The organism is Lactobacillus johnsonii ATCC 33200, from assembly GCF_000159355.1.
GTDB classification, from domain to species: domain Bacteria; phylum Bacillota; class Bacilli; order Lactobacillales; family Lactobacillaceae; genus Lactobacillus; species Lactobacillus johnsonii.
On the sequence record NZ_GG670120.1, the window covers coordinates 82,936 to 107,711 of the forward strand.

Annotated in this window: 24 protein-coding genes, 1 tRNA gene and 2 pseudogenes; 19 read left to right on the forward strand and 8 right to left on the reverse strand. The window is 33.0% G+C overall.

Annotation, left to right across the window (positions count from 1 at the left end):
* The first annotated feature begins 341 nt into the window (after positions 1–341).
* Positions 342–494, forward strand: coding sequence for a hypothetical protein (locus tag HMPREF0528_RS09150; RefSeq protein ID WP_004893577.1), 153 nt, complete (start codon positions 342–344; stop codon positions 492–494).
* A gap of 144 nt (positions 495–638) precedes the next feature.
* A tRNA-Leu gene (locus HMPREF0528_RS00410) sits at positions 639–722 on the forward strand.
* Positions 723–755: 33 nt separating this feature from the next.
* Here the strand turns inward: HMPREF0528_RS00410 and HMPREF0528_RS00415 are convergent.
* A complete protein-coding gene (locus HMPREF0528_RS00415) occupies positions 756–1,604 on the reverse strand; it encodes an RluA family pseudouridine synthase (protein WP_034525013.1) in 849 nt (282 codons plus the stop codon).
* 105 nt (positions 1,605–1,709) lie between these two features.
* Here HMPREF0528_RS00415 and HMPREF0528_RS00420 point away from each other — a divergent pair, with 105 nt between their 5' ends.
* The 5 genes from HMPREF0528_RS00420 to HMPREF0528_RS00440 are packed head-to-tail and all read left to right on the forward strand — an operon-like array spanning position 1,710 to position 8,766.
* Complete coding sequence (locus HMPREF0528_RS00420) at positions 1,710–3,767, forward strand: PBP1A family penicillin-binding protein (protein ID WP_034525014.1); 2,058 nt, start codon at positions 1,710–1,712, stop codon at positions 3,765–3,767.
* Positions 3,768–3,787: 20 nt separating this feature from the next.
* Positions 3,788–4,141 carry a YlbF/YmcA family competence regulator gene (locus HMPREF0528_RS00425; RefSeq protein WP_004893585.1) on the forward strand — a complete coding sequence of 118 codons (354 nt, stop codon included), beginning with the start codon at positions 3,788–3,790 and terminating at the stop codon, positions 4,139–4,141.
* A gap of 5 nt (positions 4,142–4,146) precedes the next feature.
* Entirely contained in the window at positions 4,147–5,370 is a 1,224-nt protein-coding gene (locus tag HMPREF0528_RS00430) for a metallophosphoesterase family protein (RefSeq protein WP_004893588.1), read from the forward strand.
* Positions 5,351–7,789, forward strand: a complete 2,439-nt coding sequence (locus tag HMPREF0528_RS00435; protein ID WP_034525015.1) for an AAA family ATPase — start codon at positions 5,351–5,353, stop codon at positions 7,787–7,789. Before HMPREF0528_RS00430 ends, HMPREF0528_RS00435 begins: the two co-directional genes overlap by 20 nt.
* The gene (locus HMPREF0528_RS00440; RefSeq protein ID WP_004893591.1) at positions 7,789–8,766 is read left to right on the forward strand and encodes a 3'-5' exoribonuclease YhaM family protein; all 978 of its coding nucleotides are present in this window, start codon (positions 7,789–7,791) and stop codon (positions 8,764–8,766) included. Before HMPREF0528_RS00435 ends, HMPREF0528_RS00440 begins: the two co-directional genes overlap by 1 nt.
* A 56-nt stretch (positions 8,767–8,822) precedes the next feature.
* On the opposite strand, the gene HMPREF0528_RS00445 is transcribed toward HMPREF0528_RS00440, so the two are convergent.
* From HMPREF0528_RS00445 to HMPREF0528_RS00460, 4 genes are all read right to left on the reverse strand, one after another.
* The gene (locus HMPREF0528_RS00445; RefSeq protein WP_004893596.1) at positions 8,823–9,719 is read right to left on the reverse strand and encodes a peptidylprolyl isomerase PrsA; all 897 of its coding nucleotides are present in this window, start codon (positions 9,717–9,719) and stop codon (positions 8,823–8,825) included.
* A 121-nt stretch (positions 9,720–9,840) separates the two neighbouring features.
* Entirely contained in the window at positions 9,841–10,191 is a 351-nt protein-coding gene (locus HMPREF0528_RS00450; protein WP_004893600.1) for a YtxH domain-containing protein, read from the reverse strand.
* Complete coding sequence (locus HMPREF0528_RS00455) at positions 10,191–10,682, reverse strand: YtxH domain-containing protein (RefSeq protein WP_004893602.1); 492 nt, start codon at positions 10,680–10,682, stop codon at positions 10,191–10,193. The genes HMPREF0528_RS00450 and HMPREF0528_RS00455 overlap by 1 nt, the downstream gene beginning before the upstream one ends.
* 82 nt (positions 10,683–10,764) lie before the next feature.
* Positions 10,765–11,199: an HIT family protein gene (locus HMPREF0528_RS00460; protein WP_004893603.1), complete on the reverse strand. Its 435-nt coding sequence runs from the start codon at positions 11,197–11,199 to the stop codon at positions 10,765–10,767.
* A gap of 95 nt (positions 11,200–11,294) precedes the next feature.
* Between HMPREF0528_RS00460 and HMPREF0528_RS00465 the strand changes: the two genes are divergently transcribed.
* From HMPREF0528_RS00465 to trmB, 3 genes are read left to right on the forward strand one after another with little or no spacing between them, the layout of a single operon-like run.
* Positions 11,295–12,041: an ABC transporter ATP-binding protein gene (locus HMPREF0528_RS00465; protein WP_004893604.1), complete on the forward strand. Its 747-nt coding sequence runs from the start codon at positions 11,295–11,297 to the stop codon at positions 12,039–12,041.
* On the forward strand, positions 12,034–13,245 hold the full coding sequence (locus HMPREF0528_RS00470) for an ABC transporter permease (RefSeq protein WP_004893607.1): 1,212 nt from the start codon (positions 12,034–12,036) through the stop codon (positions 13,243–13,245). The genes HMPREF0528_RS00465 and HMPREF0528_RS00470 overlap by 8 nt, the downstream gene beginning before the upstream one ends.
* A gap of 11 nt (positions 13,246–13,256) precedes the next feature.
* On the forward strand, positions 13,257–13,913 hold the full coding sequence (gene trmB / locus HMPREF0528_RS00475; RefSeq protein ID WP_004893609.1) for a tRNA (guanosine(46)-N7)-methyltransferase TrmB: 657 nt from the start codon (positions 13,257–13,259) through the stop codon (positions 13,911–13,913).
* 27 nt (positions 13,914–13,940) lie between these two features.
* On the opposite strand, the gene HMPREF0528_RS00480 is transcribed toward trmB, so the two are convergent.
* Entirely contained in the window at positions 13,941–14,315 is a 375-nt protein-coding gene (locus tag HMPREF0528_RS00480) for a hypothetical protein (RefSeq protein WP_004893612.1), read from the reverse strand.
* Between the two features lie 143 nt (positions 14,316–14,458).
* Between HMPREF0528_RS00480 and HMPREF0528_RS00485 the strand changes: the two genes are divergently transcribed.
* From HMPREF0528_RS00485 to murC, 9 genes are all read left to right on the forward strand, one after another.
* Positions 14,459–14,779: a thioredoxin family protein gene (locus tag HMPREF0528_RS00485; protein WP_004893614.1), complete on the forward strand. Its 321-nt coding sequence runs from the start codon at positions 14,459–14,461 to the stop codon at positions 14,777–14,779.
* A gap of 24 nt (positions 14,780–14,803) precedes the next feature.
* Positions 14,804–15,451 carry a YtpR family tRNA-binding protein gene (gene ytpR / locus HMPREF0528_RS00490; protein ID WP_004893618.1) on the forward strand — a complete coding sequence of 216 codons (648 nt, stop codon included), beginning with the start codon at positions 14,804–14,806 and terminating at the stop codon, positions 15,449–15,451.
* Between the two features lie 184 nt (positions 15,452–15,635).
* Positions 15,636–16,361 (forward strand): GntR family transcriptional regulator, LSA1692 subfamily, encoded by a 726-nt coding sequence (locus HMPREF0528_RS00495; protein ID WP_034525183.1) that lies wholly within the window; start codon positions 15,636–15,638, stop codon positions 16,359–16,361.
* A gap of 22 nt (positions 16,362–16,383) precedes the next feature.
* Complete coding sequence (locus tag HMPREF0528_RS00500; RefSeq protein ID WP_004893625.1) at positions 16,384–17,700, forward strand: Sapep family Mn(2+)-dependent dipeptidase; 1,317 nt, start codon at positions 16,384–16,386, stop codon at positions 17,698–17,700.
* 16 nt (positions 17,701–17,716) lie between these two features.
* Positions 17,717–18,670 carry a glycosylasparaginase gene (locus HMPREF0528_RS00505; RefSeq protein ID WP_004893627.1) on the forward strand — a complete coding sequence of 318 codons (954 nt, stop codon included), beginning with the start codon at positions 17,717–17,719 and terminating at the stop codon, positions 18,668–18,670.
* Between the two features lie 14 nt (positions 18,671–18,684).
* Positions 18,685–19,209, forward strand: coding sequence for a GrdB-related putative oxidoreductase (locus HMPREF0528_RS00510; protein ID WP_004893629.1), 525 nt, complete (start codon positions 18,685–18,687; stop codon positions 19,207–19,209).
* A gap of 23 nt (positions 19,210–19,232) precedes the next feature.
* Positions 19,233–20,546 (forward strand): PTS sugar transporter subunit IIC, encoded by a 1,314-nt coding sequence (locus HMPREF0528_RS00515; RefSeq protein ID WP_004893630.1) that lies wholly within the window; start codon positions 19,233–19,235, stop codon positions 20,544–20,546.
* Positions 20,547–20,549: 3 nt separating this feature from the next.
* On the forward strand, positions 20,550–21,194 hold the full coding sequence (locus tag HMPREF0528_RS00520; protein WP_004893632.1) for a copper homeostasis protein CutC: 645 nt from the start codon (positions 20,550–20,552) through the stop codon (positions 21,192–21,194).
* Between the two features lie 383 nt (positions 21,195–21,577).
* Entirely contained in the window at positions 21,578–22,891 is a 1,314-nt protein-coding gene (gene murC / locus HMPREF0528_RS00525) for a UDP-N-acetylmuramate--L-alanine ligase (RefSeq protein ID WP_004893636.1), read from the forward strand.
* A gap of 73 nt (positions 22,892–22,964) precedes the next feature.
* Here the strand turns inward: murC and HMPREF0528_RS09155 are convergent.
* A pseudogene (locus tag HMPREF0528_RS09155) lies at positions 22,965–23,677 on the reverse strand (GntR family transcriptional regulator).
* A pseudogene (gene deoC / locus HMPREF0528_RS00535) lies at positions 23,678–24,390 on the reverse strand (deoxyribose-phosphate aldolase).
* Positions 24,391–24,776 lie beyond the last annotated feature (386 nt).

Consider the following 24,776-nt stretch of genomic DNA (forward strand, 5'->3'; position numbering starts at 1 on the left):
TACAAGTGAGCAGCTTGATGTTTAGGCTCCTAAAAATATAGATTTAAGAAAAAAAGAATAAGACAGGAAGTAAAGATAGACATTCCAACTTCCACATCAATGATTCAAAAAAGAGCTCAGAATCGACAGTTGAAAAATTACCAATTCAAAATGATAATTCAGTCACAAAACTAGATGCACTATAGAATAAGCAAAACCATCAACCCAAAATTAATGGTATTTCCGCTACATTATTAGCTTCAAAGTTAGATATACCTGCAAATAATCTAGAAAAAAGCACGAATAATAAATTTACGGAGACAAGTAACCATAAAAATGTTTCCTCTGGAATAAATAACAAGATGAATAATGGCTATGTAGCTTCAACTTCCAGAAATAATGCAAGCTTGCCACAGGCGGAAAGTAAAAACAATAGTACTATCTTAGTTTTGGCAGGTATTAGTAGCTTGTTTACTGCACTTGGATTGAGTATTTTCAAAAAGAAAACTAAATAGAAGTAAAAAGCATAATTTTCAGCAGGAAGTTTTGTTGACTAGAACACACCGATAATGGAAAAAATAGATTATCTTGTTCTGTAATTAAGATTTTTCTTTCCAACTTTATTAACTTTTTGGTATGATAGATATGTTCAAAAAGTTGCCTCAATGGCGGAATTGGCAGACGCGCAGCGTTCAGGTCGCTGTTCACGCAAGTGAGTGCAGGTTCGACTCCTGTTTGAGGCATGAATAAAAGAGATATGTTTTGGCATATCTCTTTTATTTTTTCTCCAATTTCACTGTTTTATTTTCAAAACTAAAGGGTTTTCTAAAGGTAAGTTGAAAGGCTGTTAACTGTAATTGTTCCCCATCTTGATAATCAGAATTATATAAGGGATCACCAATTATTGGGGCACCGAGAGCAGCTAAATGAACTCTGATTTGATGAGTTCGACCAGTTTCTAATGTAAGTTTTACCAGTATTCGATCTTTATCTCTTTTTATTACTTCATAGTGAGTCACAGCTTTTTGTCCATCTTGTCTCACCATTCTTTTTCTTTGATCATGTGGATCGTGACCAATTGGAAGATCAATGATACCGGTATATTTTATTTGTGGAGAGTTAGAAATCCAGGCTAAATATTCTCGATGCAATGTTTTATCAGTTAATTGCCTGTTTAAAATTGGTACAACCGCAGGATTTTTGGCCACTAACAAAAGACCACTTGTCAACATATCTAATCTGTGAACAATAAAAGGACTATAGCCTAAATAAGTTGCACAGTCATTTAATGCTGTATCTTCTTCATTTAAATTGGGATGTGTCTTTTGTCCAGTAGGTTTATTAATTACTAAAATATCATTATCTTCATAGACAACTTTAGGCAATTTTCCACTGGCGGGATAAGGTTGTTGATCACTTTCAATATGATCAAGCTGAATTTCAATTTTATCTCCAGGTTTTACTAGAAAATTAAGTGGTAAATATTTTCCATTAACTAATATTTTCTTTTCACTACGTAAAAAGTGTCGCCATTTTCTTGGAATAAGCAATTTACACATTAGGTCATTAACACTCATTGGTATTAAATAGTCGGGATATATGAGCGAATATTGGTATATAGTCATTTTTTCACCTTATCTAATTTTTAACCTTTAAAACACTATTTTTCAAATAAAGATATGCTAAAATCGTCATATTAGGTTTATTGACGAAAAGGGAGTTTTAATTTTATGCATTCCCAAAATCATGAGTTTTGGCATCGCGTTCATTTAGCGATTAAAAACTTCAACCATCGTTTTCAAATTTGGCGTTGGGTAATTTTAATATTACTGTCCTGTTGTTTGTTTGTTTGTACATATTATACCGTTAAGGTAAAAACTTCGAACATCTCTAACATGAAGGCAGCACTTTCTACTACAACCACAATTTATGATAATAAAAATCAGAAGGCCGGATCCCTATACTCACAAAAGGGATCTTTTGTGGAACTGAACCAGATATCGCCTTATATTCAAGATGCTGTCATCGCTACAGAAGATCGGACTTTTTATAAAAATCCTGGTTTTAGTGTAAAAGGGATGGCAAGAGCGGCTATCAGTAGTTTAATCCACCGAGGTATTGTTGGTGGTGGATCTACCTTAACACAGCAACTAGCCAAGAATGCATTATTGACGCAAAAGCAGACTTTTTCTAGAAAACTAGAAGAACTCTTTTTTGCAATCGAAATTAATCGTGTCTATTCTAAAAAAGATATCTTAACAATGTATCTGAATAATGCTTATTTTGGTAACGGTGTTTGGGGTGTTCAAGATGCAGCAAGACGCTACTTTGGAAAAAATGCTAGCGATGTAACAGTAGGAGAAGCGGCTACAATTGCAGGTATGCTTCGTAGTCCAAGCTACTATAATCCAATTGATCACATGGACAATGCAATCGCAAGGCGAAATGTTGTTTTAGGATTGATGGCTGATACAGGAAAAATTACTAAGACACAAGCTGATAATGCTAAGAAGACTACGCTTACCCTTGATGATACATTTTCTCAAGAAGATGGCTATCGCTACCCTTACTTCTTTGATGCCGTTGTTGATGAAGCAATAGATCGTTATGGCTTAAAAGAAGAAGATGTAATGAACAAAGGATTAAAGATCTATACTACGCTAGACACTGGCTATCAAACTGCCTTGCAAGATAGTTTTGAAGAAAGCTGGAATTTCCCACCAAATGCCAGTGATGGTACTAAGGTACAAGGAGCTAGTGTTGCAATGGATCCAAAGACTGGAGCTGTTCGAGCAATGGTTGGTGGTAGAGGACAACATGTCTTTCGCGGCTATAACCGTGCTACCCAGATGAAACGTCAGCCGGGTTCGACTATGAAGCCACTAGCTGTCTATTCACCAGCTTTGCAGAATGGATATCATTATGATTCTGAACTTTCTAACAAACTGCAAAAATTTGGAAAAAACGGCTATGAGCCAAAGAATGTTGATAATCAATACTCAAATAAGATTCCAATGTATGAAGCGCTAGCTCAAAGTAAAAATGTACCAGCAGTATGGCTTTTAGATAAGATTGGTGTCAGCAAGGGTGTTCAATCAGTGGAAAACTTTGGCATTCACGTTAATAAGAGTGATCAAAACTTGGCATTAGCTTTAGGTGGACTTTCAACTGGTGTTTCACCATTGCAGATGGCGCGAGCTTATAGTGCTTTTGCTAACGAAGGTAATTTACCAAATCAATCCTACTGTATTACTAAAATCACTGATGCTAGCGACAATGTTATTGCTCAAAACAAGAATCCTGGTAATCACCGAATTATTTCAACTAATACTGCTAAAGAAATGACATCAATGCTTTTAGGCGTCTTTACTTCAGGAACTGGTAGATCTGCTCAACCATCAAGTTTTAGAGTGGCAGGTAAGACTGGTTCAACTGAGGTACCAGATAGTTATGGATTTGGTACAAAAGACCAATGGATCGTTGGCTATACTCCAGATGTTGTCTTATCAACTTGGGTAGGTTTTGATAAGACTGATCAAGAACATTATATGGAAGGTATTTCAGAAACTGGAATTACTCACTTATATAAATCTGAATTGGAGCGGCTACTTCCATATACTTCTCAGACACAGTTTAAGGAAAAGAGCGCCCAACAGATAGCCAAAGATACAGGTGCAAATTCAGACTGGCTTGGTAATTTAGGTCAACAAGTACGAAAAGGAATCAATGATACTGGGTCTAAGTTCAACGAATGGTATAATAATCTTAAAGGACTTTTAGGTCATTAAAAAAGGAGTTTTTATTTAAAATGGTTAATATTTACGATAACGCTAATCAATTAGCAAAGGATTTGCAAGAAACAGAACAATTCAAAGATTTAAAGAAATCTCTTGAAAACTTAAAGAACAATCCAGAAAGTTTGGATTTATACCAAAGAATGGATAAGCTTCAACAACAAATTTTAGCTGCTCAAAATTCAGGCCAACCACTTTCTGAAGATGTGCAAAAAGAATATCAAAAGATCAATGAAGAAGTTCGTAATAATGATGAATTAAAAGACATGATTACCAAGGAACAAGCTCTCTTCCAAATGATTAACGACGTTCAACAAGCTATGACTAAGCCAATCGGCGATTTATATGATGATTTAAAGGCAAAATAATTAGTATGAAATTTATGCATTTAGCAGATGCGCACTTAGATAGTCCCTTTCAAGGACTATCTTTTTTGCCATCTAATGAATTTAAAAATATTAAACAATCTACCCAAAAGTCATTCACTAAAGCAATTGATACAGCGTTAGATAGAAATGTAGATTTAGTTTTAATTGCGGGTGATACATTTGACTCAGTTCATCCTAGTCCTCAGAGTCAACTGTTTTTTAATCGTGAAATAAAACGACTAACAGATCAAAAAATTCAAGTTGTGATGATTTTAGGAAATCATGATTATTTGAATCCTGATGAGATGTTATTGCCACAAACTCCGTATTTTAAACTTTTAGGCTCTAATGAAGAAGTAGAAGAATTTGAATCTAAAACTAAAGGAGATTTTTCATATACTGTGGTTGGATTTTCTTATCAACATAATCACATCGAAACTGATAAGATTAGTGAATTTCCTAAAAGGAGAGATAACTTTACTATTGGTTTAATGCATGCGGGCGCTAAGAGTACTACAAATTATCAAAACGTTTATGCTCCATTTACAACGGCTGAAATTAAAGATTTAAACTATGATTATTTTGCTTTAGGTCATATTCATTTGCGTCAGACTTTAAGTGAAGATCCTTTAATTGTTTATAGTGGTAATCTCCAGGGTAGACACATTAACGAACAAGGTAGTAAAGGGGTATATATCGATACAGTAGATGAAACAACTAAGAAAGTAGGTCTTGATTTTGTTGAAACGGCACCAATTATTTGGCAAATGGCAACTCTAACTTTGGATCGAGAAATCTCACAAAATGATTTAACAAGACAAATAGTTGAAATTTTGACTAAGCAAAATGTGCAACAAACTTTATTTGGTTTAACAATTGAAGGAGCCCAATACTTAAGTGAAAAAGAACTAGAATTAGTCAAGGACAGTGATTATTGGCTTCAACTATCTAATTCTTTAAAATTTGATTCTAGACTTGTAAAAGTTTATCTGAAGAATAATGAAAAACTTCAACTTAAAACAGCGGATAAAGAAGCATTTGATCAAGCTGAAAGTGAAACTTTTGAACTAGATAAGATTTATGCGTTAGCTAATGATTTAAGTAAAAAAAGTGATTATGTTGCTGATATTTTGAAGAAACCAGAATTTATTAACGAAGTAAAAGAATTAGCCCAGGTTAAATTGGGACAAAAATTAAAGGATATAGATGATGAAGTTAACTCAAATTAAAATTATTCACTTTGGAAAATTAGATGATGTGACTTTTAATTTGAACAAAGATTTAACGATATTTTTAGGTGCGAATGAAGCTGGAAAAAGTACAACTGTAGCCTTTGTTAAACAAGTTCTATTTGGATTTCACTTAAGAACTAATAAATCACTTTTCTTTGAGACTTATCAACCTTTGGATCATGTTAGTCCAATGGGGGGAAGCTTAACTTTTGAAGATACAGATGGAACTTTTATTTTAAGTCGGTTATATGCAAAAGGGGATCCTAAGAAAGGTGTTTTAAAAGTTAGTTTAAACGATCAAGAAGTGCCAGAGAATGTTTTTTTTGATCGTATCCAAAATATAGATGGCAGTTTTTATACTGATAGCTTTATTTTTAATCAGGATATGATGCGTGAGGTAAATGGATTATCTCAGGCTGAATTAATGGAACAAATTTACTTTTTAGGAGCATCCCAAAGTCATAAATTACTTGATTTAAGAGATGAGTTTTCAAGTAATGCTCAGAAGCTTTTTAAAAAGAGTGGACGCAAGCCGATAGTTAATCAATTAATTAATCAAATTGAAGAACAAAAAGAAGTTTTGGCCCAAACTAATAGTGAACTTAATGATTATCGTGAACTTGAAGAAAAATTAACTCAAGAAAAGGAAGAGCTTAAAAAAATTCAAACTGAACTAGTTGAATTAAATAAAGAAGACCAAAAAATTAGCCTATTAATGCAAAAGCTAACTAATTTTAAGCAGTATCAGCAACTAAAAAAAGAAGTACAACCTGTTTCTTTCTCTAAAGAGAGTTATGAGAAAGCACGGGCTATTCAAAGCAAGATTTCAGATTTAACAGCTGATATTAAAAGTTTAGAGACGCAACTTGATGAAATTAGGAACAGTAGCGAATTATCTAACAAAGATAAAATTCAAGCATTAGTTGATCATAAGGCTGAAGTTTTGCATTGGGAAAGTGAAAGTAAAGATTTGCACCGGCAAATTGAAACTGCTAAGAAAGATTTAAAGTCTTATGAACAGTTTCAGCCAGAAGCAGTTAAATTAAGCAAATTATCAAGTGAGACTCGAAACAAAATAAAGGATGATTATCAAGCTCTAAAGAGTCAAAAGCAAGAAAATAATAATTTGCCAGGAATTTTATCATTAATTTTATTAGTTGCAGGACTTTTTAGTGCAGTTGCGATTAACAACTTGTTTGTGCGTTTCTTGGGAATAATGATTGCCTTAGGTGGGCTTGGACTATTTGTTTGGACAAAGCAAACTAATGCCAAGAAAAGCCAAAAAGACCAAGAATTTATTGAAAAATATGGGCTTGATCCTAACGTCATTGACTTGAGTAGTTTGTGGAATGAAGTAGTCCAAATTGAATCTAGAAAGCAAACACTTAGCAAATTAGATCAAGATCAGGCTTATTTGAATGAAAAGATTCAAGCTTTTGTTCAGGAGTTATATCCTTTTACTCAAAGAAATGTTCAGACATTTTCAGATATTGTAAATCAGTTAAATTCATTACAAAAAGTGATTGATCAGAATAATTTATCTAAGCAACATTTAAATGATGTGGCGGTGCATTTACAAGAAAAAAAGAACCAATTAGCTAAGGATAAAATTGATCTTTCCAATTTATTTGCGGCAAGTAAAGTTACTGATTTTTCGGAATTTTCTGAGATAAAGCAACAAGCCGAAGCACAAGAACAATTGAAGTTGAAAATAGAAGCATTACAAAATGATTTGCAAGCCGATCTCGCGCAATTAGAAAAAATTGCAAAAGATCCAAATAAATTAACAGAAAATAAGGATCAAATAGAAAAGCAAATTGCTCAAAAGCAAGAGCAAATTAATGATTTACATGCAGAAAATGCTAAGCTTGAAAATCAGATGCATGTTTTAGCAAATTCTGATAAATATTTTGCTGAAAAACAAAAATTAACTGACCTAGAAACATCATTGAGTGAAAATGTTAAAGAATATTTAGCTAACTTATTAACTAGCAATTGGATTGCGCGAGGCTTAGACTTAGCCTCAAATGAGCGTTTTCCTAAGATGCTTGAAGATGCAAAGAAATATTTCAATCTTTTAACTGGTGGAAGATATGTAGATATTCAGTTAGATAAAAAACTTAAAGTTAAAAGAAAAGATGGTAAAAAGTTTGACGTTGAATATCTGTCTCGTGGGACAAGTGAGCAATTATATTTTGCTTTGAAATTAGCTTTTGTTGAACAAGTTGCTGATAAAATTGCTTTACCAATTTTGATTGATGATGCTTTTGTAAACTTTGATGCACAAAGAACCAATTATATTGTCAAACTATTAGAAGAGTTGGCCCAGAAGACACAAGTTTTAATTTTTACAGCACGACAAGATTTAGTAGCTAATCTTGAGATGGAACCAATAAGAATAGAAAAGGAACAATAATGATAAAAAGGTTGCTTGATTATAATGATGGCGAAGATATGAATTTGGTTTTACTTCTAAAAGATTCAAGTCTTCGTACTAGTAAAAATGGTAAACAATACTTAGTTTTACAATTTAGCGATTCAAGTGGCACAATTAGAGGAAATCTTTGGAACGCTAGTCAGCAGGATGCGGATACTTTTAGTCCAGGAACCATCGTGGAATTGAGCGGAAGAAGAGAAGAGTATCAAGATAGACCCCAAATAAGAATTTATGATTTGAGAGTAGTGGGACCAAATGAAGGATATGACTTAAGTCAATTTGTTCATTCAGCTCCAATTAAACAAAAAGATCTTGAAGAAGAAATTAATAAACGTGTTTTTGAGATCTTAAATCCAACCTGGAATCGAATTGTCCGCTACTTACTTAAGAAATGGAATAAAGAGTTTTTCTCATATCCAGCTGGCAAATCTAACCATCATGCCGTCAGAAATGGACTAGCATTCCATACTGTTTCAATGCTAAGGGATGCGGAAGGAATTGCTAATACTTATCCTCAAATTGATCGGTCACTTCTATATGCGGGATGCATTTTACATGATATGGGAAAGGTAATTGAACTATCTGGTCCTGTAGCCACAACTTATACGGCTGAAGGAAATTTGATTGGACACTTAGTTTTAATTGATGAGCAGATTATGCTAGCAGCTCATGAATTGGAAATTGATGAGCATAGTGAAGATTTAATGCTCTTGCGGCATTTAGTTTTGTCACATCACGGCTTACCTGAATATGGCGCAGCTCATCGACCAGTAGTGCTAGAAGCTGAAGTTTTACATAAAATTGATGATTTAGATGCTACAGTTTATGCAATTACTAATGCTTTGCAGCAAACTAAGCCAGGAGAATTTACTGAAACAATTAAATCACAAGACAATCGTAGATTTTACAGGCCTAAAAATGATGATGCCTTAGATAAAGCACCAAAATTAGAGTAAATAAAAACCAAGGTTAATGATGATTTTAACCTTGGTTTTTATATTATGTAAAAATTCTATTTTGAAAGACTATCTGATGAAACGTATTGAGAAAGAACGTTCTTTAAGTCTTTATCCTTGATAGAAACATCAGCACGCTTAAGTACAGTAGCAATTACGCTTCTCATAACATTTTGATCTTCGGACATGGATTGATAGATTTGATTATCAATTTGTTTCTTGTGTTCCTTGAAAGTACCTTTGGCAGGGTGCTTAATCATTTTAATTACGTGGTAGCCGTATTGAGTCTTAACTGGAGTAGTAGTGATTTCACCAGTCTTAAGTTTAAATGCGGCAGTCTTGAAACTAGAATCTAAAGTAGAATCAGTTGAGTCAAATGCAGGTAATTTACCAGCATCGTTCTTAGTAGCAGTATCAGTAGAATACTTCTTAGCTAGTTTCTTGAAGTCACCGCCATCTTGTAATTGTTTGATGACATCCTCAGCTGTACTCTTCTTTGAAACAAGAATGTGTTGTACAGTAATTTCTGGTTGATAACTCTTCCAAGCTTTCTTTTCTTGAGCTGGAGTAATCTTCTTGATGTGCTTCAAAGCAGCCTCAGTTAAAAGATTAGTCTTTAAGTTATCTTTAAAGGTAGAAGCGGTCATTCCATTTTGTTCAAGAACTGAGTCAAATTGACTACCATATTGCTTCTTGTACTTATTGTATTCTTTATCAACTTGCTTTTGAGTAACGTCTTTGCCGTATTGACTTTCTAGGGCATCAGAAACAATCATGCTGGCAAGAGTTGATTGACCTGCTTGAGATTCTTTCATCTTGTCGTAATATTGTGATTCGGTAATTTTACCGCCCTTATATGTAACGACAGCTTTACCGCCAGAACAAGCAGTAGCACTTAAGGCAATTCCTGCAAAAGCTAAAACAGTAGCTGCTTTTTTCCATGTTTTATTCATAAATTAATTTGCACATCCTTTGCTTAATTACAAGTTCAAATATAACATAAAAACTCCCATTATCCCAATGGACAATAGGAGTTTTCTTGATATTTATAAAAAAGATTAACAAATCTTAAAATTAAAGTTCATTTTTAATTCCATCAGCTGTGTCTTTTGCTTCTTTAGTTAAATTAGAAACATTTTCTTTCATTTGATCAACTTCTGGTTTAATGGAACTTTGAAAATCAGTTAAGTTATTTTGTATGTCTTTAACTGTTTGTTCAGCTTGTGGTAGATTATTCATTAATTCATTAGCAGCTTGTGTAGCTTGTTTTGTACTGGTAACTAATGAAGAAGCATCATTTTTTGTGCCATCTAAAAAGAGACGAACGTCTTCTTTAACTTTATGACCAGTTTGTGGATTTGGGAGAAGAGAAATCCCTAATCCGGCTAAGCTGCCTAATCCTAATCCAATTCCAAAAAATTTCATTAATTTTCTTCCTTATGTTCTTCTTCGCTTGCGCCAGAGTTACTGTCTACTTTTTCTTCATCTTCAGTAGCGTCTTTAACATCATCGCTTGCGTCTTCGAGGTCCTCTTTTGCTTCATTTAATTTATTCTTAACTGCAGCAAAGACACGGTCATGGTCAACGGCTTTAAATGAAGCAGCAGAGAAGGCATCAACTAAATCATGAGCCTTATCTTTGAGTGAAGGGCGGTCAGAAACTTCAACATCTTCGTCTTCACTTGGAGTTTCAGTAGTATCTGTTTCTTCAGTCTTATTTTCTTCTTCAGGTTGTTCCATTCTCTTTTCTTCGAGTTCATCATAAATTGTCTTAACCCGGTGAACGGAATCAGTGAAATTATCTGCAGAATCCTTAACATCACTTCTAATTGAGTTACCACTTAATGGATTCTTGGCGTATGACAATAAGCCACCTGCAACAGTACCTGTAAGAATTCCTAATAAAAATCCAGACATAATGTATACCTCTTATCTATTCAATAATTTTTAACTTAATAACCACCTTTATTGTACCGCATTAAAGGCAAAATTACTGGTATTATAGATTATTTTTGATAGCGTTTGCAACCGCTTGATAATCTTCTTCTGAATATTCGTCTGCATTGTTTACGTGAGGAGTAGAAACAGGATCATTTTCGCTTCTACGTGGAATTAAATGAATATGTGAATGCATGACAACTTGTCCAGCGATTTCACCGTTGTTTACTTCAACATTCAATCCCTTAATGGTTGGATCAGACTTTTTAATTGCTTGTGTAATAACAGGAATATATTGTAAAAATCTAGCAGCATCTTCTTGACTGTAGTCAAAGAAGTTAACTAAGTGCTTCTTAGGAATAATGAGAGTATGTCCTTTAGTTACTTGTGAAATATCAAGAAAAGCTTTGACATCATCGTTTTCAAAAACTGTGTAAGAAGGAATTTCTCCTCTAATGATTTTACAAAATAAACAATCCTTTTCTAATTCTGTCATGATAAGACCCCTTTCTTAATGAAAAGAAAATTTAGTTTAACTTATGTTCATGCTATCATAAATATGTATCTTATTGCAGTAGAGAGGAAAAAGTAATGGCACTTAAAATTGAAAATTTAACTGGAGGATACTCTGGGATTAATGTCATTAAAAATGTAAATTTAACAATTGAACCTGGACAAGCTGTTGGTTTAATTGGATTAAATGGTGCTGGTAAATCAACAACAATTAAGCACTTGCTTGGATTATTAAGAATGCAAAAAGGCAAGATTATTTTGAATGGGGTAAGCTTAACTGAAAATCCTGCCGAATTTAAAAAGATGGTTGCTTATATTCCAGAAACCCCAATTTTATATCCAGAATTAACTTTGAAAGAGCATTTAGAGTTAGTAATGCTTACCTATAATTTGGATCATGATCAAGCTTGGGCACGAGCAAAAGAATTATGCAAAATGTTTCGTTTAGAAAATAAGCTGGATTGGCTTCCAATTAACTTTTCTAAAGGGATGAAACAAAAGGTAATGATTGTAACTAGCTTTTTAGCAAATGCGGATTTGTTGGTAATAGATGAACCATTTACTGGTCTTGATCCCTTAGCGGTAGCTAATTTTATTGATTTAGTTAAAGAAGCTGTTGCTGATCAAAAGATGGTTTTAATGACTACCCATGTTTTGGCTGAAGCACAAGAAGCTGTTCAAACATTTGCTGTCTTAAATAATGGCACGATTGAAACTGAAGGTAGTTTAAATGAAATTAGACAGTTTTATGGATTAAAGCCAAGCGATTCCTTTGATCGCTTATATCAAATTTTAAATCAGGAAACGGTGAAGAAACATGACTGATTTAATTAAAAATAGACTCAATAAAAACTTCAAAAAACAGATGCATTATTTGACTTTAGTTTTTAACGATTTTTTTATTTTGGCTTTGATTTTTCTATTTGGAGCTTTAATGTTTTGGTATGCACAAAACATTAAAAAATGGCCAAATAATCTTTGGTTTTATAAGCCCCTTTTAGCCTTAATTTGGACTGCAACTTTGGGAGTTGGTCATTTTGCTACTTTATTTGATAGGGCAGATGAACATTTTCTTTTTAATCAAGATAACGAAATTAAGGCGTACTTTAAGCCTTTATATCTGCATAATATGATCTTACCTGTTGTTTTAATTATTCTGGTATCAGGAATTTTATTGCCTTTTGCGACAATGAGAACTGGCTTTTCAATTGGTGGCCTGATTTTCATTGTGATTGGTTTGATTGTCAGTAAGAATGTGCAATTTAAATTGATTGTTAGAAGTTTCTATTTTAACAAATATGATTATTACAATACTTGGCTATACCTAGGAATTAATTTTCTAGTCTTGTATCTTTCCTTTTTAGGCCATTATCCTAATCCAATTATTTATACTACGATAGCAATTGCTGCTTGGGTTGGAGTAGACTATTTGCCACAAGGAAAGATGTTTGACTGGTATAAGGCATTAGATTATGAAGAACGAAGAGTAGATTTACTAAATAATTTCTATAGTATGTTTACTGATGTACCTGATAAGAAAGTACGAATTTCTAGAAGAAAATATTTAGACTTTTTAATTAAAACAACAGATCAAACGCCAAATACTTTCATTTACCAAAGAGTATTATTGCGAGATCCTGAGTACAGTAATTTATTGATTAGAATGATTCTGTTTGCAATTTTATTAATTGCATGCTTACAAGACGCAGGTTGGGCAATTGGTACAGGTGCTTTGATAATTTTCTTAACTCTTTATCAATTGATTCCTTTAGGAACAGTGTATGAGCATAATATGATGTATCATTTAATGCCAATTCCGTTTGCTTCTAGAGGACAAGCTCTACGAAAAGTTCTTCAAAAGGGAATGTTACTTGAATGGGGATTAATTAGTTTAGCAATAATAATCTTTTCTCCGCAAAAATTAGAAGCATTTGGTGGAATTATTTCTTTGCTTGCCTTAACATTTTTATTGCTATATTTTTATTTACCAAGTAAAATTGAACAGTTATTTAAAAAAGTTAGATATTAGGTTGTGAAAAAATGAGATTAAGAAATAAGCCTTGGGCTCAAAAATTAGTAGCTGAACATCCAGAAGCAATTTTAAACGAGCCGGATCCAGATAAGAAAATTAACTGGGAAGAAAGATTCGAGGACTTTTCTAAGCCATTAGCAATTGAAATTGGTTCAGGAAAGGGTCAATTTATTACTACTTTAGCTAAAGAACATCCTGAGATGAATTTTATTGGAGTAGAACTTCAAACAACAGCTGCTGGGATGATTTTAAGAACTAAGCTTGAAGAAAAGATCGATAACTTGCAATTAATGTGTGCAGACGCTGCTAATATTGCAATGTATTTACCAGAAAATAGCGTAGACATTGTTTATTTAAACTTTTCTGATCCTTGGCCAAAGACACGTCATGAAAAGCGTAGATTAACTTATAAGAGCTTTTTAGATAAGTATCGTCAAATTTTAAAGCCAGAAGGACATTTAGAATTTAAGACAGATAATCGAGGATTGTTTGAATACAGTTTAGTAAGTCTTAACAATTATGGAATGAAATTTGATTATGTAAGTCTAGATTTACATCACGCAGATGATGAAATTTTTGAAAGAAATGTTGAGACTGAATATGAACATAAATTTGCAGCTAAGGGTAATCCAATTTACTGCTTGCATGCACATTTTGTAAAATAAATTGATAAGAATACTTTTTTAGTCTAATTATTTATTTTGTAATTTTAATTCTAGGAGTAATTCATTTGTATAATTGACTGCCCTAAAAAAATTAGTAAAGGCTTTGATATGGTCACTGTTATAGACAAAATTGTCAAAAGTAAGAATCTCATCATTAAATCCGTCCATCACTTTTAAAGTATCATCTGAAGCTGATTTTAAGTGGGCAGGTAGCCCATTTTTCCGAGTATTAGTAGTAATTGTAGCTGCGATTTTATGATATGTAGAAATTAATGAGGAAATTTGGTCAATATTTTTTTCAATAATCATAATCCAATTATCAGGATCTTTTCTAATATCTTGAACCATTTCGTCAAAAACTAAGTGTAATCGATAACCGGCATGGAGTAAATCCTTATTCATATCAACTATTATTTTAATACCTTCTTTCTATATTTTTATTGTAGATCGTTTTTAATTTAAGCTAAAAGATCTGAGACTAGATTTTTGAAATAAAAGGATGTAAAATAATTATAACTTATAAAAAGTAAGAAAAGGTGAGATAAATGGAAGAAATTAAAGAATTAACTCCTGAGAAGTTAAAAGAAATTACCAAAAATAGAAAAGTAGTATTACTATTTTCAGCTACATGGTGCCCAGATTGTCGCTTCTTAGACCCATTTTTACCACAAATTGAAAAAGATAATTCTGATGCAAAATTCTATAAAGTTGACCGTGATGGATCAATTCATGTAGCCAAAGAATTAAATATCTTTGGAATTCCTAGCTTTGTTGTCTACCAAGATGGCAAAGAAATTGGTAGACTAGTAAATAAGGACAGAAAGACTAAAGAAGAAGTAGAAAACTTCCTTAACTCTCTCAAATAGTCTAGGAAAGGAAATTTACTAGAAATGATTGTTTCTACCAATAAAACAAGTTACCCTGATACTTTAATTGTGATTTTAGACCAAGATAAAGGTCGCAGTAAATTCACAGAAAAAGATCAAGTTACAAGAGTTGAAAATGAGGATGGAGAAGTTATTGGATTTAATTTCTTTAATGTAAGTAGCTTTTTAGACTACGATAAGTTACCAAATGGTGAAGTTAAACCAACACAAGAATTAGTTGATGTTTTAAACAAGAAAATTGCTGAAGCTGGTTTTGATACTAAGCTAGAAATTGGCAAGCCAACTCTTGTTTATGGTTACGTTAAGACTTGTGAAGCACACCCAGATTCAGATCACTTACATGTAACTACTGTGGATGTGGGTAATGGTGAAGAACATCAAATCGTTTGTGGTGCTCCAAATATTGCTCAAGGCCAAATGGTAGTTGTGGCACTTCCTGGTACTTTAATGCCAAATGGTCAACAAATTTGGCCAGGTGCACTTCGTGGTGTTGATTCATACGGTATGATTTGTTCGGCACGTGAATTAGGATTAGCTCATGCTCCTCAAAAGCGTGGTATTATGGTTGTTCCTGATGACTTTAATGCTGGAGACGAGTTTGAGCCAACTAAGTGCGATGAATTATTAGCTAGTGGCCAAATTAGTTTGTAATACATTTTAATATATTTATATAAGGGGAGCTCATTGATGGTAATGGGCTCTTTTTTTGATCTCACTAAGGAATTAATCAATATTTTTAGTGAGATTTTTCTTACTAAAGCGTTTACATTTAAGAACATACAGCATAGAATATACTATGAAAAGACACTTAAATAAGAAAAAGCTGGTGAAAATGATGACAAAAGTTGAAGAGATAGTAAAGATAATCAGAGAAAGAATTAGAAATGAAACATATACCAGCCGTCAGCGACTGCCTTCTGAATATCAATTAGCGCAAGAATTTGATGTTTCACGTTTGACGATTAGAAAAGCAATTAGTCGTTTGATAAATGCCAAAATATTAGTAAAAGATCCGGGTAAAGGCACCTATGTAATGTTAGGTGCTGAAAGAAATTCAAAAATTGAATCTGGTAGGGGAGGATTACAAAGTTTTACTGAAGTTGCTAAAGAACATGGAAAAACGGCACACACTAAAGTATTAAAATTTGCTCCTATTAGAAATCCGAGTAGAAAAATTAGTGAAATATTGGCACTAGACGATAGATTAGATAAAAAAGTTTTTGAGTTAAAAAGAATACGTTATTGGGATAATGACCCGATGACTCTCGAAAAAATTCTTATTTGTGATGAATATATAAAAAATAAGACATTGGCCGATTTTGAACAATCTTTATTTAAAATTTTAAATGAAAATATCGAAATTGTTTATGCACATCAAGAAATTGAAGCAATTATGGTTACTGATGAAATTTCTAAATATTTGAACATTAAGGGACAACAGCCAATATTTAAAGTTAAGACTATAACCTATACGCCAGATGCAATCCCTATTTTCTTTGATACATCATTTTATCGAGCTGATAAATATTCATTCAAGTCAACACTAACTAGATTGAGATAATTTAGTTTTAAGGATTAAGACAATGATATCAGAAGAGAAAATTAACAAAGCTATAAGTACAAATGAAAAAGTATTTTTAGAAAATTTACGCACAATTATGCAAATTCCAAGCGTTAAAGGCAGTTCAGAAAAAGACGCTCCATTTGGTAAAGGACCTAAAAAAGCATTAGAAACTATAGTTACAATTATTGAAAAATGTGGATTTAAAGCAAAAATTGTTAATAATGCGATGGTATATGCGCAATGGGGAGATGACGATGAGAATTATATTGGTATTATTGATCATTTAGATGTAGTGCCAGTAGGTGATAAGTGGAAGTTTAATCCATGGGATTTATCCGTTGAGAATGGTCGATTGTATGGTAGAGGAATACTAGATAATAAAGGTCCTGCACTAGCAACATTATGGGCAATGAAAATGCTTAAGGATCTTAGTTATAAGCCTAAAAAGACGATTAGATTAGTTTTTGGATCAGATGAAGAAAGTGGCTCTAATGATGTGCCTTTATATTTAAAGAAGGAAAAACCACCAATCTTTGGTTGGACAGCTGATTGTAAATATCCAGTAGTATATGGGGAACGCGGAATCGTAAATTATTCTATTTTTACACCAATCTCAGATGGAAGTCTAAATCAAGTGAAGAATCTGCAAGGGGATATGGCAAAAGATCATGTGCCTGATGAATTAAGTGTAGAAATTAAAAATAGAAGAATTGAGAGTCATGGTATAAGAGTTCCAAGTAATGCTCCAGAAATGGGAAAGAATGCCATAACATACTTAGCTAATAAAATAGTTGATGAAAAGTTAGTTTCAGGGCAATTAAATAGTTATTTTAAATGGATTGTTAAAGCTCTCCATCGAAAGCATTATGGAGAAGGACTAGGAATTGAGTTTCATGATAATGATTCTGGAAAATTAATTATGACTCCTACCGGTTTAAGTATTGAAAATAATGGTATGCAAATAGAAATAGCTATTCGTTATCCAGTGTCATATCAAGAGAAGCAAATTACAGAAGGAATCAAAAATAATATCCCAGTAAACAGTAATATTAAAGTTATACGTAGTATTCCTAGTGTAATGCATAATAAAAATTCTAAATTTATACAAATTTTATCTGAAGTATATGAAGAAGTGACTGGACTTGATGGGACGCCAGTTACAACAACCGGAGCTACTTATGCTCGAGTAATGCCAAATATCATTGCCTTTGGACCATCTTTTCCAGGACAAAAAGGAATAGCTCACAAAGAAAATGAATGGATGAATTTAAAAGACCTTTTATTAAGTATCAAAATATATATGAGAAGCTTGGAAAGATTAGGTTCTTTAGAATAGAGAGGAAGTTTTTGCTATGTCATGGGGAACAATTGCAACTTGGCGAATGGCAAATGAAGGGGTCGAAAAGGCTAGTACAATTTTGAAAGAAAATGGTACTGCGGGAGATGCAGTTGAAAAATTAATTAATACAGTTGAAGCATATCCGTATTATAAGTCAGTTGGCTATGGAGGTCTTCCAAACGAAGAAGGCGTTGTACAAATGGATGCAGCTTTCATGAATGGAGATACGCTAGCTCAAGGAGCTGTTGGGGCGATTGAAAATGTAATGCATGCTGTATCTGTTGCGCGGGCCTTGAGTCATGAACATTGTAATAGCTTTAGAGTTGGCGAAGGAGCAACCAAGTTTGCTAGTTTACATGGTTTTGAAATGACAAATATGTTAACAGAACGTGCTAAAAAACGTTGGCAAAAGCGTTGTAAAGAAATTGAACAGCAGAATTTGAACCCATATGATGGGCATGACACTGTAGGTGCTATTACTTTAGATAAAAATAACTCAATGGCAGCTGCAACTTCAACATCGGGGTTATTTATGAAAAAAGATGGTCGTGTAGGTGATTCGCCATTATCTGGTTCAGGTTTTTATGTTGATAGTAAAGTTGGTGGTGCTGCGGCAACAGGTCTTGGAGAAGACATTATGAAAGGCTGCTTATCATATGAAATTGTTAGGAGAATGCGGGAAGGTGAATTGCCACAAGATGCTTGCAATCATGCAGTTTATCCATTTATAAAAGATTTAAAAAAGCGCTATGGCAAAGCTGGAGAGTTTTCATTAGTTGCAATGAATAATAAAGGAGAATGGGGAGTAGCTACTAACGTTGAGTTTACATTTTGTGTTGCAACTGATAAGCAAAAACCTGTGATTTTGATGGCTAACCCAATAGATAATATGAAGACTAAAATTGAGCCTGTTAGCCAAGAATGGCTTGATGCGTACGAAAAAAGGATTCACGCACCTATAGTGTAGGAAGGTGACATATTATGAAAACCATTATTATTCTTGACCAGATTCAAGCTGGTTTAGGTGGGGATGAGAGAAGCGACACACCGTTAGGCGGTAAAAAGATTGCAATGGGAAGTGCTGATAATGTCGAGAAGGCTTTAGAGGCTGTAAACGGAGAGATCATTGGTACATTTTACTGTGGACCGAAATATTATCAACAAAATAAAGAAATCGTACAGAGGAAATTTTCAAAAATGGCTGAAAAAATGGAGGCTGATGTAGTTATCGTTGGGCCAACATTTGATTATCATGATTTCGCCGAAATGGCGGTAGAAATTGGAACTGCAATTACAGAAAACACTAACATTCCTGTAATCGGAGCTATAGCAAAAGAAAAGAATCAAGAACTTATTGAAAAATATAAAGACAAATTTCCAATTGTTAAGATGCCTAAAAAAGGTGGTACCGGTCTTGCTGAATCCTTAGATAATTTGGCTAAGGGGTGTCAAATTTTAACAAATAAAGGAGATATTGCAAAATTTAAGGGAAGTTACTGCTATTAGTTTTTTCAGTTGGAGGCTCTAAAATGCAAAAGAAATTTGAGAAGGTGCTGATGCCAGTTGCCTCGAAGCTAGGGAATAATGTTGTTTTAATGTCATTACGTGATGGCTTTTTGATTATTACACCTCTGATCATAGTTACTTCTATATTTTTACTTATTGGTAATTTTCCAATTCCAGGCTGGTCTGAATTTTGGATTAAAGTATGTGGACCACAATTTCCTGATTGGTTTAGTGCTGTATCTAATTCTGTCTTTAGCTTTACGGGAATATTATCAGCAATTGCGATTGCATATGCATATGGTAAGAATAGAGGACTAGATCCCATTCAATCAGGGATGGTTTCATTTATATCATTTTTAATTTTGACTCCTACTTCTATTGTCTTGGGGAAGAAAACTGTTTCTGCAGTTGAAACTCAGTTCTTAGGGCCTAATGGTATTTTTTTAGGAATTATTATTGCCTTAATATCTGTCGAAATTTATAGATTTGCGATAAAGCGTAATTGGACTATTAAGATGCCAGATGGTGTTCCGCCGGCAGTTACGAAATCATTTGATGCTTTGATTCCAAGTGCATTAGTCGTTGTTTTCTTCTTTCTAATAAGAATTCTATTCTCTTTAACTAGTTTTCATACAGCGTATAACTTTATTTACACGATTTTACAGACACCATTGAAACATGTAGGTATTTCTTTACCATCAGTTTTGCTATACAATTTCCTAGCAAGTTTCTTTTGGTTCTTTGGTATTAATGGACCTTCAATTACAAATTCAGTATGGCAACCTATATTCTTTGTTTCAACGCAAGACAACTTAAAGGCATTTCAGAACCATGCTTCATTGCCACATATCTATACTCAACCTTTTATTGATTTATTTACAACATATGGCGGTGGTGGTAGTACACTTGCTTTATTAATTGTTGTATTTGCAATTTGTAAATCAAAAAGATTGCTTGAGTTAGGTAAATTGGCAATTTTGCCTGGAATTTTTGGTATTAATGAACCTGTTATTTTTGGTTTACCGGTAGTCTTAAACCCTGTTATAGTTATTCCATTTATTTTATGTCCAGTTTTAAATACATTGATTTCAGGAATTGTAATGAACTTGGGATGGGTAGCTTGGACAAATGGTGTTCAATTACCTTGGACCACTCCACCAATTATTTCTGGGTGGTTAGCAACAGGAAGTTGGACAGGATCTGCATTACAAATTGTGGAGATTATTTTAAATATTTTAATTTACTATCCATTTGTGAAAATGCTAGATAAGCAATATCTTAAAGAAGAAAAAGCTGCTGCTGAGAAAGATCTAGATATTGACTTTAGCGAGGTATAACAAATGATCAAGGAAGTATGTGTGGAAAATTTTACTAATGTGCCTTTGATGATCAAGCGTGGTGCTAATCGAATAGAGTTAAATAATGATTTAGCTGCTGGGGGAACAACGCCATCATTTGGTGTAATTAAAAAGACGGTGGAGTTTACCCATAGGTATAACGTGCCAGTAATCGTAATGATTAGACCGCGTAGCGGAAATTTTGTTTACACTGCTGATGAGTTAGAAATAATGAATAATGATATTCAAATGTGTAGTTTACTCAATGCAGACGGTATAGCATTTGGTTGTTTGACTAATAATAAACAGCTAGATAAAACCGCAATGAAGCAGCTTATCGCAACTGCCCATGCTGGAAATTTAGAAGTTGTAATGCATATGGCTTTTGATGAATTAATAGCTTCAAAGCAGAAAGAGGCCTTAGAATGGCTATCTAAAAACAAAGTTGCACGTATTCTTACTCATGGTGGATCATTAGATCGTCCAATTACTGATTGTTTTGAAAATTTAAAAGAATTAAATAAACAAGCTAAGGGTAAAATTGAGATCTTACCTGGTGGTGGTATAACAGATGAGAATGTAAATTCTGTTATAGAAACAATCGGGGTCACTCAAGCTCATGGTACTAAAATATTAGGTAAAATTTAGGCTAGTGTAATTTTAAACTTCTTCTGATGAATTATATGTCAGCTTTTATTTGCTAATAGTCTTGTGCAATGGTAGAACTATGAATATATGAATCAAAATCCATATGTACTCGACATTTTTATCATGTTATTTAATTGAAAAAGTGTTATAGTGAGAATGTAAGAAACGGTTTTGGCGCGAATTGATGATCAAAGTTACTTAATATTTTTAGGGTTCAATATAATTAATTTGGTTGAAATTAAAAAAATAAAGAAAGTAGGAAGCATGGATGAGTTTACTACTTTCTGAATTAGAACATAACGCTGTGTTATGTTCTTTTTTTGTGTTAAAAATGGTAGAATTAAAGCGAATATTTTGGCATAAACAATGGAGATATTAATAATATGTTAGATAAAAATAAACAAATTTGGTTCATTGGTATTAAAGGAACTGGCATGGCTTCATTAGCTTTAGTTTTACATGATTTAGGCTATAACGTTGCTGGTTCAGATATTGAAAAGTATACTTTCACACAAGTTCCACTTGAAAAAGCTGGTATTGAAGTAAAAGATTTTGATCCAGCAAATATTAAAAGCAATGATGAACAAGTAATTGTTAAGGGAAATGCATTTAAACAAGATAACCCAGAAGTAGCAGCTTGCTTAGATAAAAATGTTGAATGGCAAAGTTACCCTGATACTGTTGAAGAGATTGTACAAATGCATACTTCAATTGGGGTATCTGGTACTCACGGAAAGACCTCAACTACTAGTCTTTTAGCTCACGTATTAGGTGAAGTAGCGCCTACTTCATACTTAATTGGAGATGGCCGAGGCAAGGGTGTTGCTGATTCTCGCTTCTTTGTTTATGAAGCAGATGAATACCGTCGCCACTTCTTGGCATATCACCCAGATTACCAAATTATGACTAACATAGATTTTGATCACCCAGATTACTTTAAGGATCAAGATGATTACACTAGTGCTTTTCAAACTGCGGCTGATCAAACTAAGAAGGCTCTCTTTGTTTGGGGAGATGACAAGCGTTTGCAAAGTTTAAAGACTGATATTCCTAAGTATACTTATGGCTTCAAGGACACTGACGATTTTCAAGCAGTTAATATTGAAAAGACAACTACTGGCTCTAAATTTAATGTTTTAGCACATGGAAAAGATCTTGGCCGTTTTGAAATTCACTTATTTGGTGATCACAGTATTTTAAACACTACTGCCGTAATTGCAGTTGCTTATACTGAAAAAGTTCCAATGAATGATATTAAGGAAGGTCTGCTTACTTTCAAGGGCGCAAAAAGACGTTTTGCCGAAAAAGATTTTGGGGATGTTTCCGTAATTGATGATTATGCTCACCACCCAACAGAAATGCGTGCAACTATTCAAGCTGCCCGTCAAAAATTCCCAGATAAAGAATTAGTGGTAGTTTTCCAACCACATACTTTCTCAAGAACTAAGAAATATCAAAAAGATTTCGAAGAAATCTTACGTGATGTTGATAAAGCATATGTTACTCCTATCTATGCTTCTGCACGTGAAGCAAGTGGAGATATTTCAAGTGAAGATTTAGTAAATAATATTCCTGGTTCAGAAGTAATTGATTTAGACAACATCGCTGATTTAACTAAGCACAAGAAGGCAGTTGTTGTATTTATGGGTGCTGGTGATATTCCTAAGTATGAAGATGCTTATGAAAAGTTACTTTAATTGAATAGTTTTAATTATGATAAAAGGATTGACTAGACTTTTGCAATAAAGTAAAAGATCTAATCAATCCTTTTTAGTTAATATTGAGATCAATAATAAACGAGTTCAAATCTCCACGGTAAGTGGCAATTGAGTATTCTATTTTTTGATCCTTTTTTGTATCTCCATAACTATGAAAGTAAAAAACAGGATCATTTTCCTTAATTTTTAAAGTTTTAGATATAGTTGAAGAAGCTTTTTTAACTTCTAATTTTCTTGTGACATGGGTGACAGGTAAATTTCTTTTCCTAAGTTCATCGTATAAGGATGCTTGTGAAAAATCTATTTTATTTAGATCTGGAACAAGTTTAGTAGGAATATAAGTAGTTACTTCAACAATTGGAGCCGTGTCTACATATCTTAGTCTAACTAATTTAAAGACTGAGTCAGAAGTAGATAAGTTTAAAGCACTTTGTATTTCTGAAGTAGGATTAATTTTATCAAAAGAGATCACTTTAGTTATCGCTTTTAATCCTTATCATCCATTTCTTGGTTGTAACTTTGTATTACATGAGTAAATTCTTGTGTAATCTTGTTTCTTTTAACAATAGTACCTAATCGCTTGCATTGCTCTAAGAATCCTTGTTGAACTAGATTATGAATTGCATGGTTAATTGTCGGACGACTTGTATTGAATTCAGCAGCTAGTTCAATTTCTTTTGGCAATAAACTATTAAGAGGATAGGTTTGATCGATAATTCTTTGTTTTAAAATAGCTTCAATTTTTTTATATTTTGCTTCAGTCATTTATCTATTAATCTCAATTGTAGTTACGTTGTCATCTTGCATCCGCTGTTTAAGAGCTTCAATTATTTTAACACCAGCACTACAGCCAATACGATCAGCACCGGCTCTTACTATTGCTAAGAAATCGTCACTATTTCTAATGCCACCAGGTGCTTTGACCTTTACGTTGTCCCAACGATTGACTTCATTAATTTTATATCTTCAACCTTTGCTCCAGATGGGCCGAAGCCTGTAGAAATTTTAATAAAATCAGGTTTAATTTCTTTCGCAATTTCTGCTAATTTTTTGATTTCTTCCTTGGTTAGATAACAATTTTCAAAAATCACTTTACATAGCACATGATATTTGTGACAAATATCAACCATTTGCTTCATTTCTTCTTTAATATAAACATAATTCTTGTTTTTTAATTCAGTAATATTAATTACATAGTCAATTTCATTAGCATCATTTTTAATAGCATCTTCAGTATCAAAAACTTTTGATTCAATGGTTTGTTGGCCTAATGGAAAAGCAATTGCTGCTCCAGTGTCAATATCAGTATTCTTAAGTTGTTCTGAACAAAACTTAGATTGAACCTAATTGATAGCCATCATTTTGAAGTGGTATTTCTTCGCTTCATCACATAGTTTCTTCATATCTTCATTAGAAGCATCAGCGTGTAAATTAGTATGGTCAATTAAGCAGGCAAAATCATCAATAGTGTATTTCATTTTTAATCCTTATTTCAAATATGTAATTACATATTTGAAATATATAGCGGATCTATGAAAGCGCTTTGTCAAAAGCTGAAATCTTTAGGCATGTCGATCTTTGGCTATGGACAATGGAAAGGTCGATAAAATTTAAACTTGTTGATAGATGACTATCAACAAAAAGTAACTATTTTCACGAAAAAAGTAGAATCTAAGTAAAGGTATTCCCCTATAATTATTAATTATTTTTTACTTAAGCATTCGATAAAAGAAATCACATTATAGCAGAGATGTGTTTTCTTTTTTTGTTTATATCAATATTAATAAAGAGTTAGTTTGAAAGAAAACTAAAGTAAAGTAGATAATTAAATCATAGAAGAAAAACTGTTAAAATAGTTAAGAGA